The following is a 15,455-nucleotide window of genomic DNA, read 5'->3' as shown; positions in this document are numbered from 1 at the left end:
TAGAAACTGCCCAGAACATGATCAAACCCAGTATTTCGCGACAGCGGGCTCCTATCGGCTGCCTGCTCGTCCTCCTGTTACAGGTTGAACCGGCTGCCAGTGCGTCTCGGGACTATCCACCAGTGGCCATTCCCAGTGATCTTTGGCGGGTATACCAGGATGCCCGAGCGCACAATACCGAGCTGGCAGCGGCCCGCGCTGACCAGGCAGCACGGGCCGAGGCAGTGCCTCAAGCCCGTGCTGGCTTGTTGCCGACGCTGTCGGGCAGTGCCGAGCTCAAAGACAGAACGACGACCATGCAACAACCGCAGGATGACCTCGGGCGCAGTGGTAGCAGCTACCAGGTGGCACTAAACCAGCCTGTGTTGCGCGTCGATCGCTGGTTCAACCTCAAGGCTGCCGAGGCCCAGCATCAGCAGGCGCTGCTGGAGTTGGAGATTGCCGAGCAGAAGCTGATGCTCGACAGCGCCCAGGCGTATTTCGGCCTGCTCAAATCCCAGGACGCACTCGCTGCGGGCAAGGCCGAGGAGGCCGCCTTCAAACGCCAGCTGGATTTGGCAGAGAAGGGCTTGCAACTGGGCTTGTCCGACCGTACCGATGTGCTGCAGGCTCAGGCTGGTCATGACACTGCCCGGGCCAATCGCATTGCTGCGCAGAAGCAGGTGGACAATGCGTTTGAAGCCCTCGATACCTTGACTCATCAACAATACACCGCGGTCCAGGGGGTGCGGCATGACATGCCGGTCCTGTTGCCCGTGCCCAACGATGCGCGGCGCTGGGTTGATAGGGCAATGCAGCACAACGTCGCGCTACGGGTCAGCCAGCAAGCCCTGCAGGTGGCACAGCAGACGCTGAATGCACGCAAGGCCGGGCATGCGCCGACCGTAGATGCAGTGATGCGCTATCAGATAGGCGACAACGACAACCTCGGCTTTGGCAACAGCGGGGTTCGGGGCGGCGGCTATGGCGGCAACGCTGAGCAGCGCTCGCTTGGTCTGCAACTCGAGATTCCGCTGTTCAACGGCGGGCAGACCAGCTCGCAGGTTCGCGAAGCCTATCAGCGCACGCGCCAGCGAGAACTCCTCAACGACAACCTGCGTCGCCAGGTGGTGGAGAACACCCGCAACTTGCATCGTGGTCTCAACAGCAGCGTCGAGCAGATCCAGGCGCGTCGCCAGTCGATCATCTCCAACCAAGGGGCGGTACTGGCATCGCAGCTGGGATTTCAGGTCGGTACGCGTAATATCGTTGATGTGCTCGAAGCCCAGCGGCAGCTCTACAACGCGGTTCGTGAGTACAATGACAGCCGCTATGACTACATTCTCGATACGCTGCGCCTGAAGCAGTCGGTAGGCACGTTGGCGCCGCAGCACCTGAAAACGCTCTGCGATTACCTCAAGCCGAACTACGATCCTGATCGGGACTTCCTGCCGCCGGAGTTTCCCCATCAGCTGGTGACCCGCTAGCAGTGTCGGGCCAGTGAGACATGCGTTTGAAAGGACTGGAATGCTTGAGCAGTGAAAGGAGCGGGTGTTGCACAGGTTAGTGAGTTTTTTTGACAGTAGCAGACTGTCCTGCAACGCCTTGGGCGTACTGATCGCAATCGGGGGTGGTGCGGCGGTAGGTAACTACTACCGCGCGCAGGTTGAAGACGTCTACCGCAGCGGGATCGAAGCTCAGGCCCAAGAGCATGCCACGGCGCTAGGGCAGTGGAAGTCCGACGGATTTGCTATTGGCGCGCTATCGATACTAGGGCGACACAACCCAACGCTCAAACAAGTCATTCAGGAGCGTAGTCCCTCCCGGGAACTCATGGAGCAGGCAGCGATGCCGCTGAACACGCTGTCGATGGTGGTGGGTGCCAGCCATGCGTTTGCCGCCAACCTCGACGGGGAAATAGTGGCGGTCCACGACCTGCTCGATCGTTCACAACTGGGTGTGAGTGTGGCCTTTCGACCTTATTTCAACAATGCGCTCAAGGGCGTAAGTAGCGTCTATGGCGCCATCAGTACGGTCACTGGTTTGCGCACGTTCTACATGGCAGTACCGGTCTACGCGTCGCGCATCCGCCAAGACAAAGTAATCGGTGTGCTGGTGGCGCGATTCGATGCCAAGGTGCTCGATAGTGGGTTGAGCAAGCAGCACAATGGCGATATCAAAATGATCCTTTCGTCCAGTGGCGTGGTGCTGGCTTCCAATACACCAGCGATGCTGCTCAAGGCCGATCGTCAGTGGACGCTGAGTGGGTTTTCAGGCGAGATTCGCCAGCAGTTCGTCGATTATCCGTTTTCCGCAGGCGTACCCGACAGGTTGCCGTTCGATACCCACCAGCCCGTCGTTACGCTGGAGGGGCGGCGTTATGGCGTGTCTAGGGCCTATTTTGACTGGAGCGACCCAGGTGGCCCATGGTCCCTGATCACGCTGGGCGACCTCGACTCGTTCCTGCCCAGCGAACAGATTCTGTTGATCAATGGGTTGAGTGCCGCCCTTTTTTTCCTGCTGTGGTGGGGCGGGCTACGGTGCTTGGCGGATGCTCGACAGCACAAACGCGACGTTTCGCTGATCGAGCAAAGTGAACGGCGACTGGACATGGCCCTGCAGAGCGGAGCGCTCGGCCTTTGGGATTGGAATGTCAGCCACGGCATTGTCGTCAACAGCGATGTCTGGTTATGTATTCTCGGTTACAGCCAACATGAGCTGGAGCGTTCCTTTGGCAATGGTCTGAATCGCTGGACCAGCCTTATACATCCGGATGATCGCGAATCGGTCATGGCTAAACTCAACGCCCATCTGGATAACCAGGTTGACGAATACCGGGCCGAGTACCGGATACGCAGCAAGCGTGGATGCTGGCTGTGGGTGCTGGACATCGGCAAGGCCATGGAACGTGATGCCCAGGGTGTCGCGATACGGGTTACCGGGGTGCTGCAAGACATCACCCAGGCTGTCGAGGTTCAGCGAGCTATTGTCGAGAGCCAGAGTAAACTCAAGTCGATGATTGCCAATATTCCAGGGGTGGTTTTTCGCAGTCGGCCCAATGCTACGCGCGAGATGATGTTTGTCAGCGATGCCATCGAGGCGTTGAGCGGCTATCCAGCGCAGCATTTTTTATCCGGCTGGGCCTATCGTGAGCTTGTCCACCCCGAGGACCTGGGGATTTTCGACGGGAGTCTGCACAGTGCCAGCTATGTGCTCGAGTACCGGATCATTACCGCTACACAGGATGTGCGCTGGGTCTACGACAAAGGGCAGACCATTGATTTGGACGGGGTGCCGCAGTACCTGGATGGGGTGATCTTCGACATCAGTGAGCGCAAGGCGGCCGATGCTCTGGTCAAGCAATCAAGGCGCGATGCCGAGCTGGCCACTCAGGCCAAGTCGGCATTTCTTGACTGTATGTCCCATGAGATCCGTACACCGCTGAACGCCATTGTCGGTATGGCCCATTTGGCCCTGAACCTGCCATTGGAGAAGGCGCAGCGCGGTTACATCGAGAAGATAGACCGCGCAGCGAAGAATCTGGTTGGCATCATCAATGGCGTACTGGACCTGTCCAAGATCGAAGCTGGCAAGCTATGCATGGAGCAGGTGAGTTTCGAACTCCGGGGACTGCTGGAGGATGTGTTATCTCTGGTGTGTCAGCGGGCTGAACAAAAGGGAATCAGTTTGCGTCTGGATATCCCGTCGCTGATGCCTCACCGCTATGTGGGCGACCCATTGCGCTTGAGTCAGGTGTTGACCAATCTGGTCGATAACGCGATCAAGTTCACCGAGGCTGGTCAAGTCTCCATCGGTGTTCGCCAAGTGCGGCAGTGGCATGACCGTGTCGAGTTGTGTTTCAGCGTGACAGACACCGGCATCGGCTTCAGTGAAGCACAGCGGATCCGCTTGTTCGATACCTTTGTCCAGGCCGACGCATCGATTACCCGGCGTTACGGCGGAACAGGCCTGGGGTTGGCAATCTCAAAAAAACTTGTGCAGATGATGCAGGGCAATATCTGGGTGGACAGTGGTGAAGGGCAGGGGACGGTGTTCAAGTTCACCGTGCAGTTGTGCTTGCCACTGCGCCAGGTGTTCGACGTGCCTGTCGTTGCACAGGACGAGCCGTTGGCACTCGGAGCTGGCAGCGCGGACCTGTGCACAAGCAACGATGTTGCGCATTCACTGGCGGGTGCTCGGGTTCTTGTGGTCGAAGACAATCTGCTGAACCAGGATGTATTGGAGGGATTACTACAGCGCGCCAAGGTAAGGGTTGTGATCGCCAGCAACGGCAAAGAGGCCTTGCAGCTGTTGCTGCGGGACAGTCAGTTTGACGGTGTGCTGATGGATTGCCAGATGCCGGTCATGGATGGCTACAACGCAGCGATCGAGATCCGCCGTCATCCCCATTTACAGGGTTTGCCGATTATCGCCATTACCGCCAATACGCTGGTGGGCCTGGAGGAGCGAGTATTGGCGGCCGGTATGAATGACCACATCGCCAAACCGGTGGAGGTCAATGCGCTCTATCGCACCGTGGCACGCTGGATCAAACCCGCGGGAACTGAGCCTGGCGATCTTCAACATGCTGCGCCTTGTGTAGTGCCAGTGCCGCATTACGAGGGTATTGACACGAAGCTTGGGTTGTCGGTGGTCAATCAGGATGTTGAGCTTTACAAAAAACTGTTGCGCTGCTTTCGCGAGCATCACCAGGATTTCGCCGAACGTCTGTGGCGCGTGTACCCGACCAAGGATCGTCGAGCCATGGGCTTTCTTGCTCATGGTCTGCGCAGCGCCGCAGGCCATATTGGTGCGACTGTCATACAGCGAGCGGCCAGGCAGTTGGAGGAACACTGTGCCGGGCAGGCGGAGTTGGCGCCATTGATCCGCCAACTGTCGCAACAGTTGCAGGTGGTACTGGAGAGCCTGGCCAGTCAGGAGCCGCACCGCAAAGCGCCTGCGGACAAGGGCGAAGATGCAAGCCGCCTCCAGGCGCTTAAACTGGAGCGCCTGGCTACGCTGTTGCAAGATCAAAACGCCCAAGCACTAGGCTTGGTCGATGAGCTCTGCGAGCAGGACGCCAACAGCGCACTGCTGGCTATTCAGGAAAAAGTCTATTGCCTGGAGTTTGAGCAAGCCTATGACATGTTGGCGGCGTTTCGACTGTCAGAGGTGCGGTAGATGAGTTGAACCAGGCCGAGTAGCGAGACATGTGTTCGTTGCACAGGTTGATGGTGCTGTGATGCAAGGCCCGGAGCGAATCGGTGATCTGTGATCGGTGTGAAACCACAAGGTTCAGAGGCGCCGGCTCGCCCTGCCAGCCTGGCAGTACCGGCAACAATCGCCCAGCAAGCAAGTCGCCGACGACATTCAATAGCGGCAAATAGGCCACGCCCTGACCTGCTACCGCCCAACGCCGTGCGACGTCGCTATCGTCACAGCAGAAATGTCCCTGCACGCGAACGTCTTCAACCTGCCCCGGTGCATGAAAGCGCCAACGACTTTCCGGTCGGCCAGTGCTGTTGCTGATGATGCATTCATGCGCACTCAGATGTTGCGGTGTGCAGGGCAGGGAATGTGCAGACAGATAAGTGGGGGCGGCGCAGGCGATGAAGTGATGCTGTTTCAAGACGGGGAGCTCGATCAGGTCCAGCGAGAGGCTTTTGCCAAAGCGCAGTGCCGCGTCGAACTTACCCTTGAGCAGATCCTCTTCCTTGTCGCTGAGCGCCAGCTTGATATATAGGCGTGGCCTGTCTTGTTTGAGTTGTGCGAACACATCGAGAAGCAGGTTTCTGCCCAGATCCGAGGACACCGTGAGCTCCAGCATGCCGTCATCATGGGTCAATGAACGCTTGCCGTTGTCCAGAATCTTCAAAGCGTGTTGTGCGCTTTCCAGGTAACGCACACCTTCAGGAGTGAGTTTCATGGTCCGCGTGGAGCGCGTGAACAGACGAACACCCAAGCGGTTTTCCAGGCGCTTGAGCGCCAGGCTGGCAGCGGCGGGCGTGATGGACATTGCACGAGCAGCGGGCGACAGACCTTGCAGGTCGGCGATCATCACAAACAGCTCCAGGTCTCCAAGGGTAGCCATGGTTCAATGCTCGCTATGGAGGCCGAAAAAGGTATGCGACGATCTCAGCAAGGCTCCGGACAGTGCGTCTAGGTCGCGATCCAGGTATTGCTCCAGGCCCGGCTGTACGAGCAGCTGCTGGATTGCCTGTTCATGTCGGCTGCGAATATCTCTCCCGGATTGTAATAGTGCCAAGTGGTATTTCAGGGCCAGGGCAAACAGGCGTGTCGACAGTGGCAACTGATCAGCCGTTTCGTGATCGTATGCTCCCTTGAGCAGAATATCGGCGTGGGTAATTTTCCAGGCCAGGTTGAGAATTCGGTCCTCTGGATCGGCATAGACGAGAATATGCTCGATCAACTCTCTGCTGCGGGTCAGGGCCTGGACCACAGGGGTGCCCGGTTGGTTGAGCCCCATCAGCGCCAGGCAGGCTGCACTGCGAAATGCGCTCGGGTCGTTCTCTGCTTCGCCACGGTCCAGCAGGATCGACACGGTATCGAGCAGTGCGTCAAGGTTTATGAGCGGGTTATGGGCCAGTTGCAGTGACAGTGCGCTGATGAATCCGTCACGCATGTTGCTGCCGGCCGAGGGTTCGGCAGCCGGTTGCAAGCCGTGCAGGGGTTTGTTCCGATAGGCCAATTGTGCCGACACCCGGGCCAGCACTACCGGCGGTGAAATTGGTTTGGCGATATAGTCTGCGGCGCCCAGCAACAGACCCAGGCGCTCATCTTCGATACTGCTGCGTGAAGTCAGGAAAATCACCGGAATATTGGCGGTGGCTGGATGGTTTTTGAGTTCACTGAGTACCTGAAAGCCGTCCATCACCGGCATCATGATGTCGAGGATGATCAAATCCGGGCTGGCGCTACGGGCCAGGGCGATGCCTCGCTCGCTGTCCTTGGCCAGCAGCACTTCATATTCAGCGGTCAGGGTCTTCGAGAGCACGATCAGTGATTGCGGATCGTCGTCGATGGCCAGGAGGGTATAAGGCTTGGGGCCGTGCTCTGCGTGCATGAAAGAAAAGACTCTGCAAAGTAGGGCGCCAGTTTAACTTATTTGATTTGTTGGTCGAAATTTCTGACTCCCTTAAAGCCCTTAGACGTTGAGAACGTAGATGGCAGAAGCTGGTTTGTCGAATCAGTGCCTTACGAAGCTCATGAACATTCTTAACATAGCACCTCGTTTAACATAATATACATTATGCGTAGTGCTCTATAGAGAGTCACGGCCACCGGTGGACCACTTTCAAAGCTGCTGCACCCCTCGAAAACCACCAAAGCCATTCGCGCCGACCCAAGCCTACAATCATTGCCTTGCCATCCCTCCATCGCGATACTGCTGCGCGTCAACATTGCCGCAGTCCCATTGCACCTGCACAACACACACAACTGGAGCCTCAAGGAATGATCAGTGCTGCAGCGTCTAGACCTTTCAACCAACAAGACATGGATGCTGTGTTGCGAATCTGGTTAGACGCGTCACTCAAAGCTCATGACTTCATAGACGCCGAGTTCTGGCGAGCTAACCTGGAGCCTATGCGAAATCTGTACATCCCGGCATCGGAAACCTACGTGATTGAGCGTGAGTCACGCGTGGTCGCGTTCTGTTCCTTGCACGATGAGCAACTTGCGGCGTTGTTCGTGGCACCCGATTTCCAGGGCATGGGGCTTGGAAAGCAATTGCTCGCGCACGCAAAGACATTGCGCAGTCAGTTGACCCTGGGGGTTTACAAGGCAAACGTGGCCAGTTGCGCCTTTTACCGTTCGCAAGGCTTTGCAGTGTGCGCAGAACAGATAGATGAACAGACGGGTCAGTTGGAGTATCTGATGACCTGGGCACGCACCTGACGCTGTTAATCGGGCCCTCGGCAATTACGGTGCCAATATTGAAGAGACGCAGCGAGTCCGTTACCCTATTCCTTCGTTAAGCCGTTATTTAATGCCTTTCATACTTAACTCAACTAAATGACTATTTAGTTGAGCTATTTATGCGCACGCCGTATGGATTACGTTAAAACCAACCCATCAGTGCCCTCACCTATCTATTTCTGACCTTCTTTTGTTCCAACAGCTGAACGCCCCTACAGCAACGCCATCTCTTCAAGAGATAACTCCATCTGAAATCAGCACTACAGGTGTTAACCAAAGCCTGCCTAAGATGAGCAATAACTCCCTACAAATACCGCGACGCTTACGCGGCGAACAAGAACCGGAGACTGCTCGATGCCCCTTCCCCACTCCCTGTGTGATGACCTGCGCCTGTTGCTCGGTGACCGGTTTTCCACCTCCGCCAGTGTGCGCGAGCACCACGGCAGCGATATTTCCGCCCTCGACCCGATGCCGCCGGATGCCGTTGCCTACGCCAACAGTCTCGACGATATCGTCAGTATCAGCGCCGCCTGCTACCGCCACGATGTGCCGATGATCGCCTATGGCAGCGGAACGTCCCTTGAAGGTTGGTTGCAGGCCACTCACGGCGGCGTGAGTATTGATGTTTCGGGCATGAACCAGATTGTCGAGATCCGCGTCGATGACATGGATGCCACCGTACAACCGGGCGTGACCCGCAAGCAGCTTAACGCTGCCTTGCATGGCACCGGGCTGTTCTTTCCCATCGACCCTGGCGCCGATGCTTCTCTGGGCGGCATGGCCGCGACCCGTGCCTCAGGTACCAACGCCGTGCGCTACGGCACCATGCGCGAGAATGTGCTGGGCATGACCGCCGTACTGGCCGACGGGCGTGTGATCAACACCGGTGGCCGGGCACGCAAGTCTTCTGCGGGCTACGACCTGACCCATTTGCTGGTGGGCTCGGGCGGCACACTGGCGACCATCGCCGAGCTGACCGTCAAGCTGCACCCGATCCCCGAGGCCATCTCGGCAGCGGTGTGCCGCTTCCCCAGTGTTGACCACGCCGTACGTGCGGTGATCCAGATCATCCAGCTGGGCGTGCCTATCGCCCGTATCGAGCTGCTCGATGCCTTGACCATGCGTGCGCTCAACGCTTACAGCAAAACGCAGCTTCGAGAAGTGCCTTCGTTGCTGTTCGAACTGCATGGCTCTGAAGCCGGTGTAAAGGAGCAGCTTGAGACCGTACGCATGGTCGCCGACGAACACCAGGGCCTGGACTTTGAATGGGCGGTGCATCCGGAAGACCGCAGCCGCTTGTGGCAAGCGCGCCACGACGGCTATTTCGCCGCCCTGGCCCTGCGTCCCGGTTGCCGTGCCTTGACCACCGATGCCGTGGTACCGATTTCGCGCCTGGCCGACTGTATTGAAGCCACCGCTGCGGACCTTGCGCAAAACGGCTTGCTAGCACCGATCTTCGGTCATGTCGGCGATGGCAACTTCCACGCGCTGATTCTTGTCGACCCTGATGATCACGCCGAAGTCGAGCGCGCCGAGGCGGCCGCACACCGCCTGGCCGAACGTGCGATCGCCATGCACGGCAGTTGCACCGGCGAGCACGGCATCGGTTTGACCAAGCAGCATTTCATGGCGGTTGAACACGGGGAAAACGCGCTGGACACCATGAAGGCGATCAAGGCCGCACTCGACCCCAAGCAACTGATGAATCCCGGGAAGATCTTCCCTCGCGGACACACCGCAGGCTGACGCGCTGTACCATCACCGGTCCCGTACGTTCCCGTGCTGCAGGAAGCGCAAAAATGGAAATCCGCCAGATCAGATACTTTGTTGCCGTGATTGATTGCGGCAGCCTGTCCCAAGCCGCGCGCCAGGTGCATGTGGCGCAGTCGGCCTTGAGCAAGCAGATGTCGGCGCTGGAGGACGAGCTGGGGGTACAGCTGTTTCATCGCAGCCACAACGGTGTGGTCGCCAGTGAAGCCGGCAAGGTGTTCTACGAATATGCCCAGGGCATGCTCAAACACCTGGTTGATGCCCGCGCCGCTGTCACCAGCAGCCCGGACTCGGTCAGTGGTTCGATCATCGTCGCATTGCCGCAAAGCGTCGCGACCATCCTGGCCATGCCGTTGATGCGGTCGGTGGCGGCGCGTTACCCGCGGGTAGCGTTTCACCTCAATGAGGAGCTGACCGGCAACGTCATGGACCAACTGATCCGTGGCCGCGTCGACCTTGCCCTGTTTACCAGCGCCGACCTGCCTGCGCAGGTGCTGTTCAGTGCCTTGATCGAAGAAGACTTCTACCTGATCCACCGGGCCAATGCACCGGATGCGCCACCGGCCGGTGACGTGTCGCTGGAGCAGGCGCTGGCCCGGCCGCTGGTGTTCCCGAGCCAGGCCCATGGCCACAGCACCCGCACCCTGGTTGAACAGGCGGTGGCACGACACGGGTTGAGCGTGGGTGAGATCGCCATGGAGGTCAATTCCGTACACATCCTCAAAAGCGCGGTGGAGGCCGGTATCGGTCACACCATCATGCCGTTGAACCTGGCCATGCGCGAAATCGATGACGGACGCCTGGTGGCTCACCGGATTGCTGCTGAAGGTGTGTCGCGCATTCTGGGCATCTGTAGCTGTGCCTCTATGCCTGCCAGCCACCTTAAAACGCTGATCAGCGAGTTGATCCGCGAAGTTGTCCGGGACATGTGCGCGCGCGGTGAATGGCCGGGAGGCCGCGCGCTCTGACCCGTTGTACTGCCATTTCAGGATTGCCCCTACAACAACAAGAAAGAGGCTCGAGATGACCACCCTACCCCCTCTCCCCGGCAGCATGCCGGACGCTGCCCTGCACGGCGCCTACCGTAAAACCGCGTGGCGGATCATTCCGCTGCTGATTGTCTGCTACCTGGTGGCCTACCTTGACCGGGTGAACGTGGGCTTTGCCAAACTGCAGATGCTCGATGACCTGAAGTTCAGCGATGCGGTGTACGGCCTGGGCGCCGGTGTGTTTTTTGTCGGCTACCTGATGTTCGAGATTCCCAGCAATATCGCCCTGCACAAGTTTGGCGCTCGCCGCTGGATCGCCCGGATCATGATGACCTGGGGCTTGCTGTCGGCGGCGATGATGTTCATCGAAACACCGATGACCTTCTACGTGCTGCGGTTTTTGATCGGCATCGCCGAAGCCGGCTTTTTTCCCGGGATCATCTTTTACCTCACCACCTGGTTTCCGAGCCATCGCCGTGGCGTGATGATTTCGCTGTTCATCGCCGCCCTGCCGATTTCGAGCATGCTCGGTTCGCTGATTTCCGGTTTGATCATGCAGCACTTCGATGGTGTGGCCGGTTATGCCGGCTGGCAGTGGCTGTTCGTGATCGAAGGCTTGCCCGCGGTGGCGTTGGGCGCTGCGGTGTTTTTCCTGCTGCGTGACCGTATTGCCGATGCCCACTGGCTCAGCCCCGAAGAAAAGCGCGGAATGCAGGCGGCGCTCGACCGCGAAGCCCTGTCCAAGTCTCGCCACTCACTGCGCGACGGCTTGTTGAACCGGAAAATCTGGCTGCTGGGCGGGGTGTATTTTTGCCTGGTGCTGGGGCAGTACGTCATCAGTTTCTGGATGCCGACCATCATCCGCAACAGTGGCGTCGCCGAGCCTTGGGCCATTGGCGTACTGACGGCGATCCCCTACTCGGTAGCCACGGTGAGCATGGTGTTGGTTGGGCGCAGCTCGGACCGGTTTCGCGAGTACCGCTGGCATCTGGCGGTCTGTGCCTTCATCGGCGGTGCCGGGGTGGTGTTCGGCACATTGTTCGGCGACAGCCTGGTGCTGTCGATGATCGGCCTCACCGTCGGTACAGCGGCGATGATCAGTAGCTTGCCGGTGTTCTGGGGCATGCCTACGGCAGTGGTTGGCGGTGCGGCGGCGGCAGCCGGCATTGCCTTGATCAACTCGCTGGGCAATGTGGCCGGGTTCTTCAGCACCATTGCGGTGGGCTGGTTGACGCAACTCACCGGAAACACCCATGCGGCGATGTACTTCATGGCGGGTGCCCTGGTGGTTGGTGGGCTGCTGGGGTTGAGCGTATCGCGCGCGCAAAACGCAAGCGACCTGGTAGGCAGCGGCTTGCCCCGCGATGCGATGTGAAACGCGGATTGCTAGCGCGGCCCGTTTAGCTGGCGGGCCCCACAGCCTGTGCTAGCGTTCTGAGGCCAATCCTTCATTTTCAGGTTCCAGCCATGGACGAAACCATCGTTAACGTGACCACCGCGAAATTCAATGCGTTCGTCACTCTGGTGCAACAGTACGGGGCCGCTTTTGCGGTGAAGATCCTCTCCGCTATCGCCTTCTGGATCATCGGGCGCTGGCTGATCGGCTTTGCCGTCGGCATGGTGCAGCGGGCCTTGGGCAAGCAAAAGCTCGATCCTACCGTGCTGCGCTATGTCGGCTCGGTGATCACTGTGACGCTGAACATCATCCTGGTAATCGGCATCCTCGGTTACCTGGGCATGCCAACCACCACCTTCGCCGCCTTGCTCGCAGCGGTCGGCCTGGCTATCGGCATGGCCTGGTCGGGGTTGCTGGCTAACCTGGCGGCGGGTGCCTTTATTATCGTCCTGCGCCCCTTCAAGGTCGGCGACTTCATCCATGCCGGCGGAGTGACCGGCACCGTCATGGAAATCGGCCTGTTCGCTACCGCGATCAACACCCCGGACAACGTGCTGACCCTGGTCGGCAACAACAAGATCTTCGGCGACAACATCCAGAACTTCACCCACAACTCGTACCGCCGCGTCGAACTGACGGCGCAGCTGTCTGGAGCGGCGGACTGGAAGGCGGCGGCAGCGTTGCTCAAGCAGCAGATCGCGGCCGTGCCCAATGTACTCGTCGAGCCGGCGGTGGATGTGGAGATTCTGGAGTTCAACCTGGTCGGCCCGGTGCTGGCGGTGCGCCCGTACTGCCAGAACGAGCACTATTGGCAGGTCTATTTCGACACCAACCGCATCATCAAGGATGCCCTCGGCGATGCCGGCTTCCCGGCGCCGATGCCAGCGCAGCGGGTTATCCTCCAGCAACAGGCCGAGTAACCCGGGCCCGCGTTAGTGGATTCAACCAGCGGGTGTAACTCACTGGATGAATCCACTAGTGCTTCACTCCTTCGCGTCCAGCGCCTCACTCAGCGCATTTACAAACAACGCCTGTTCGTCATACAGCGAACTTGGCGTTTCTGCGTGCTGCCAGGTCGACCACTGGACCATTACCAGTTTCTCCGCGGGGTTGATCGCGATGGACTGGCCGAAGATGCCCAGTGCCCAGAAGGTCTGATCGCTGGTGGCGGTTTTTTTCGGTTCGGCATTGGCGTCCGGCGCCGGTGCCGAGTACCACCACTGATAACCATATTGGCCATTGGGTGCCGACGGGGTGACCGAACCTTTGGCGGTCGTCCAGTGCGTCGAGCGTGCGATCCAGTCGTCCGGCAGTGTTTTCTCGCCGCTTGGCAGTTGCCCGCCGCTGAGGACGAACTGGCCGAAACGGCCCCAGTCGCGCAGCGAAGCGTTGAATCCGTGACCGCCCATGTCGACCTTGTCTTTGACCAGCGCGTGCCAGACACCGTCCTGCTGCATGCCGTAACGGCTCCACACGCGGCTTTCCAGGTACTTGGCGATGGTCATGCCGGTGGCGTTCTCCAGTACACGGCCCACCAGCCAGGCGCCGCCGGTATTGTAGGACCAGACTTCGCCAGGCTTGACCCCGGGTTTGCGCTTGACCGACTTGACCAGGTTCAGCACGCAATCATAAGGCGCCGGTTTCGCCTCGCACTGGGTCATGTGGGAGAAATCGGAGTCCGGTGATGCGTAGTTTTCATCCCAGACCACACCGGAGGTGTGCTGCATCAGTTGATGCAGGGTCACCTCTTCCCAGGCGGTGCCCTTGAGCTCGGGGAGGTACTGGGTGATCTTGTCGTCGACCGACTTGATCTTGCCTTCCTTTATAGCCACGCCCACCAGCACGCTGACCACTGATTTGGCCACCGAGCGCGAGGTCCACAAGGTGTTGGCGGTATTACCTTTGCCGTAATACTCATAAGCGATCTTGCCGTCCTTGAGAATCAGCAAGCCAGTGACACTCTGATTGGCCAGGTAGTTGTCGAGGTTGTATGTGGTGCCATTCATTGAGTAGTGAATGGCCGGCAGTGCATGGCTCGCTGGCGGCAATGGATAAGGCTTGGCGTCTTTGCTGCTGAAGACATCGCCCTCATACAGCCGGTAGGTATTGCGAAAGCCCACCACGCGTGCGTCCTGGTTCCAGGTCAGCATGGCGTGGGGATCCGGGAGTGTCTTGTCGAACGGTTGTGGACACACCTTGAGGCCGGCAACGCCGCATTCAGCAAGCGGATCGGCAGCCAGACTCACGCCGGCGTGGGCCATTCCCAGTGTGGCAACCGCCAGCAATCGAAGGGAAAAAGTCTGTAACGAGTGCTTTGTTATTGTTCTGCGCAACATCTGTATTCCTCGACATTTCAATGAACTTCAGTACGTCGATTTCGAGGATATCAACTTGCCGGAACAGGAAAAGCAACATAAAGTCCGGGTCGATATTAATAAAACTAACAGCTGTGAGCCCCATGTCGACCGATCGGCTTCCTCCGCTCAATGCCATTCGCGCCTTCGAAGCGGCTGCCCGCTTGGGCAGTTATGTCGCGGCCTCGCAAGCCATGCATGTGACCCAACCGGCAGTCGGTCGGCATGTAAAGAACCTGGAAGACTGGCTCGGGGTGCAACTGTTCAATCGCACCCCGCGGGGGGTGACCCTTACGCCACCGGGTTTGCAGTACTACCAGGCGGTTTCGCAAGCGCTGCGCATCATTGCCGATGCCGGTTCGCACGTGGCCCAGCGCAAGGAAGAACGCTGGCTGCGCATCCTCTGTGTACCGGCCTTCGCCTCGCGCTGGTTGACGCCGCATATCGACAGTCTGCGCAGCCTGCGGCCGGATCTGAAACTGGCCATTGAACCCAACGCTTCTTTCACCAGTGTGGATGCCAGGCAGGCTGACCTGGGTATTGCCTATGGGCTGCCAGGGGAACATGTCGGCGTGCATACGCGGATGATCAGGCCCAAGGTGTTCCCGGTGTGCTCGCCGACTTATCTGGCGACGTTGCAAGTCAGCACGCTATCGGCCACTGCTCTGGCGAGCTGTGATCTGATCCATGTAGACGACGGCACCTGGTGGAACAGCTGGTTTTCCGCACAGGGCCTTGCACTCAAGGTCAAATCGCATGCCTCGCACATGAGCAATGACATTGCCTTGAACCTTGCCCGCCATGGTCATGGCATTGCCCTGGCGACGGAAGTCTTGGTCAAGCGTGAACTGGCCGACGGTGTTCTGGTGCGATGCAGCGATTTGTCGGTAGCGCTGGAAACCTACCAGGTGCTCACGCCGCAGCCCGTAATCGCGGACGACGTGTTGTGGTTTATCAATTGGCTGAATGCGACGTTACGCGAAGAGTTTCCGCAAGCTGCGGTTGATCCTTGAGCTACCGCTAAAACGC

At 58.8% G+C, this 15,455-nt stretch carries 11 protein-coding genes; 8 read left to right on the top strand and 3 right to left on the bottom strand.

The features are described from left to right. Positions 1-17: 17 nt before the first annotated feature. The gene (locus ACO6VD_RS15925) at positions 18-1,466 is read left to right on the top strand and encodes a TolC family outer membrane protein (protein ID WP_422420422.1); all 1,449 of its coding nucleotides are present in this window, start codon (positions 18-20) and stop codon (positions 1,464-1,466) included. 127 nt (positions 1,467-1,593) lie between these two features. Then, positions 1,594-5,160 carry a PAS domain-containing protein gene (locus ACO6VD_RS15920; RefSeq protein ID WP_422420641.1) on the top strand — a complete coding sequence of 1,189 codons (3,567 nt, stop codon included), beginning with the start codon at positions 1,594-1,596 and terminating at the stop codon, positions 5,158-5,160. Here the strand turns inward: ACO6VD_RS15920 and ACO6VD_RS15915 are convergent. Continuing rightward, complete coding sequence (locus tag ACO6VD_RS15915; RefSeq protein ID WP_422420420.1) at positions 5,078-6,070, bottom strand: LysR family transcriptional regulator; 993 nt, start codon at positions 6,068-6,070, stop codon at positions 5,078-5,080. The genes ACO6VD_RS15920 and ACO6VD_RS15915 overlap by 83 nt on opposite strands. A gap of 3 nt (positions 6,071-6,073) precedes the next feature. Further along, the gene (locus ACO6VD_RS15910) at positions 6,074-7,063 is read right to left on the bottom strand and encodes a response regulator (RefSeq protein ID WP_422420418.1); all 990 of its coding nucleotides are present in this window, start codon (positions 7,061-7,063) and stop codon (positions 6,074-6,076) included. A 389-nt stretch (positions 7,064-7,452) separates the two neighbouring features. Here ACO6VD_RS15910 and ACO6VD_RS15905 point away from each other — a divergent pair, with 389 nt between their 5' ends. From ACO6VD_RS15905 to ACO6VD_RS15885, 5 genes are all read left to right on the top strand, one after another. Next, on the top strand, positions 7,453-7,896 hold the full coding sequence (locus ACO6VD_RS15905) for a GNAT family N-acetyltransferase (protein WP_422420416.1): 444 nt from the start codon (positions 7,453-7,455) through the stop codon (positions 7,894-7,896). A 375-nt stretch (positions 7,897-8,271) separates the two neighbouring features. Further along, positions 8,272-9,663, top strand: a complete 1,392-nt coding sequence (locus tag ACO6VD_RS15900; RefSeq protein ID WP_422420415.1) for an FAD-binding oxidoreductase — start codon at positions 8,272-8,274, stop codon at positions 9,661-9,663. A gap of 53 nt (positions 9,664-9,716) precedes the next feature. Further along, positions 9,717-10,655: a LysR family transcriptional regulator gene (locus ACO6VD_RS15895; RefSeq protein ID WP_422420413.1), complete on the top strand. Its 939-nt coding sequence runs from the start codon at positions 9,717-9,719 to the stop codon at positions 10,653-10,655. A gap of 55 nt (positions 10,656-10,710) precedes the next feature. Further along, positions 10,711-12,051 (top strand): MFS transporter, encoded by a 1,341-nt coding sequence (locus tag ACO6VD_RS15890; RefSeq protein ID WP_422420411.1) that lies wholly within the window; start codon positions 10,711-10,713, stop codon positions 12,049-12,051. Between the two features lie 92 nt (positions 12,052-12,143). Next, entirely contained in the window at positions 12,144-12,992 is an 849-nt protein-coding gene (locus ACO6VD_RS15885; protein ID WP_422420409.1) for a mechanosensitive ion channel family protein, read from the top strand. A 63-nt stretch (positions 12,993-13,055) separates the two neighbouring features. On the opposite strand, the gene ACO6VD_RS15880 is transcribed toward ACO6VD_RS15885, so the two are convergent. Further along, positions 13,056-14,318 carry a serine hydrolase domain-containing protein gene (locus tag ACO6VD_RS15880; protein WP_422420407.1) on the bottom strand — a complete coding sequence of 421 codons (1,263 nt, stop codon included), beginning with the start codon at positions 14,316-14,318 and terminating at the stop codon, positions 13,056-13,058. 212 nt (positions 14,319-14,530) lie between these two features. Between ACO6VD_RS15880 and ACO6VD_RS15875 the strand changes: the two genes are divergently transcribed. Then, the gene (locus tag ACO6VD_RS15875; protein ID WP_422420405.1) at positions 14,531-15,439 is read left to right on the top strand and encodes a LysR substrate-binding domain-containing protein; all 909 of its coding nucleotides are present in this window, start codon (positions 14,531-14,533) and stop codon (positions 15,437-15,439) included. Positions 15,440-15,455 lie beyond the last annotated feature (16 nt).

Source organism: Pseudomonas sp. GZD-222 (genome assembly GCF_049310525.1).
Classification (GTDB): Bacteria; Pseudomonadota; Gammaproteobacteria; order Pseudomonadales; family Pseudomonadaceae; genus Aquipseudomonas.
The sequence above is the reverse complement of the archived record's forward strand: the minus strand, read 5'-3'. Positions and strand labels throughout refer to the sequence as shown.

Bases quoted from the DNA above. Each gene is read 5' to 3' on its own strand.
- ACO6VD_RS15895 (WP_422420413.1), top strand. From the start codon at position 9,717: ATGGAAATCCGCCAGATCAGATACTTTGTTGCCGTGATTGATTGCGGC.
- ACO6VD_RS15900 (WP_422420415.1), top strand. From the start codon at position 8,272: ATGCCCCTTCCCCACTCCCTGTGTGATGACCTGCGCCTGTTGCTCGGT.
- ACO6VD_RS15890 (WP_422420411.1), top strand. From the start codon at position 10,711: ATGACCACCCTACCCCCTCTCCCCGGCAGCATGCCGGACGCTGCCCTG.
- ACO6VD_RS15915 (WP_422420420.1), bottom strand. From the start codon at position 6,070: ATGGCTACCCTTGGAGACCTGGAGCTGTTTGTGATGATCGCCGACCTG.
- ACO6VD_RS15875 (WP_422420405.1), top strand. From the start codon at position 14,531: ATGTCGACCGATCGGCTTCCTCCGCTCAATGCCATTCGCGCCTTCGAA.
- ACO6VD_RS15925 (WP_422420422.1), top strand. From the start codon at position 18: ATGATCAAACCCAGTATTTCGCGACAGCGGGCTCCTATCGGCTGCCTG.
- ACO6VD_RS15885 (WP_422420409.1), top strand. From the start codon at position 12,144: ATGGACGAAACCATCGTTAACGTGACCACCGCGAAATTCAATGCGTTC.
- ACO6VD_RS15905 (WP_422420416.1), top strand. From the start codon at position 7,453: ATGATCAGTGCTGCAGCGTCTAGACCTTTCAACCAACAAGACATGGAT.
- ACO6VD_RS15910 (WP_422420418.1), bottom strand. From the start codon at position 7,063: ATGCACGCAGAGCACGGCCCCAAGCCTTATACCCTCCTGGCCATCGAC.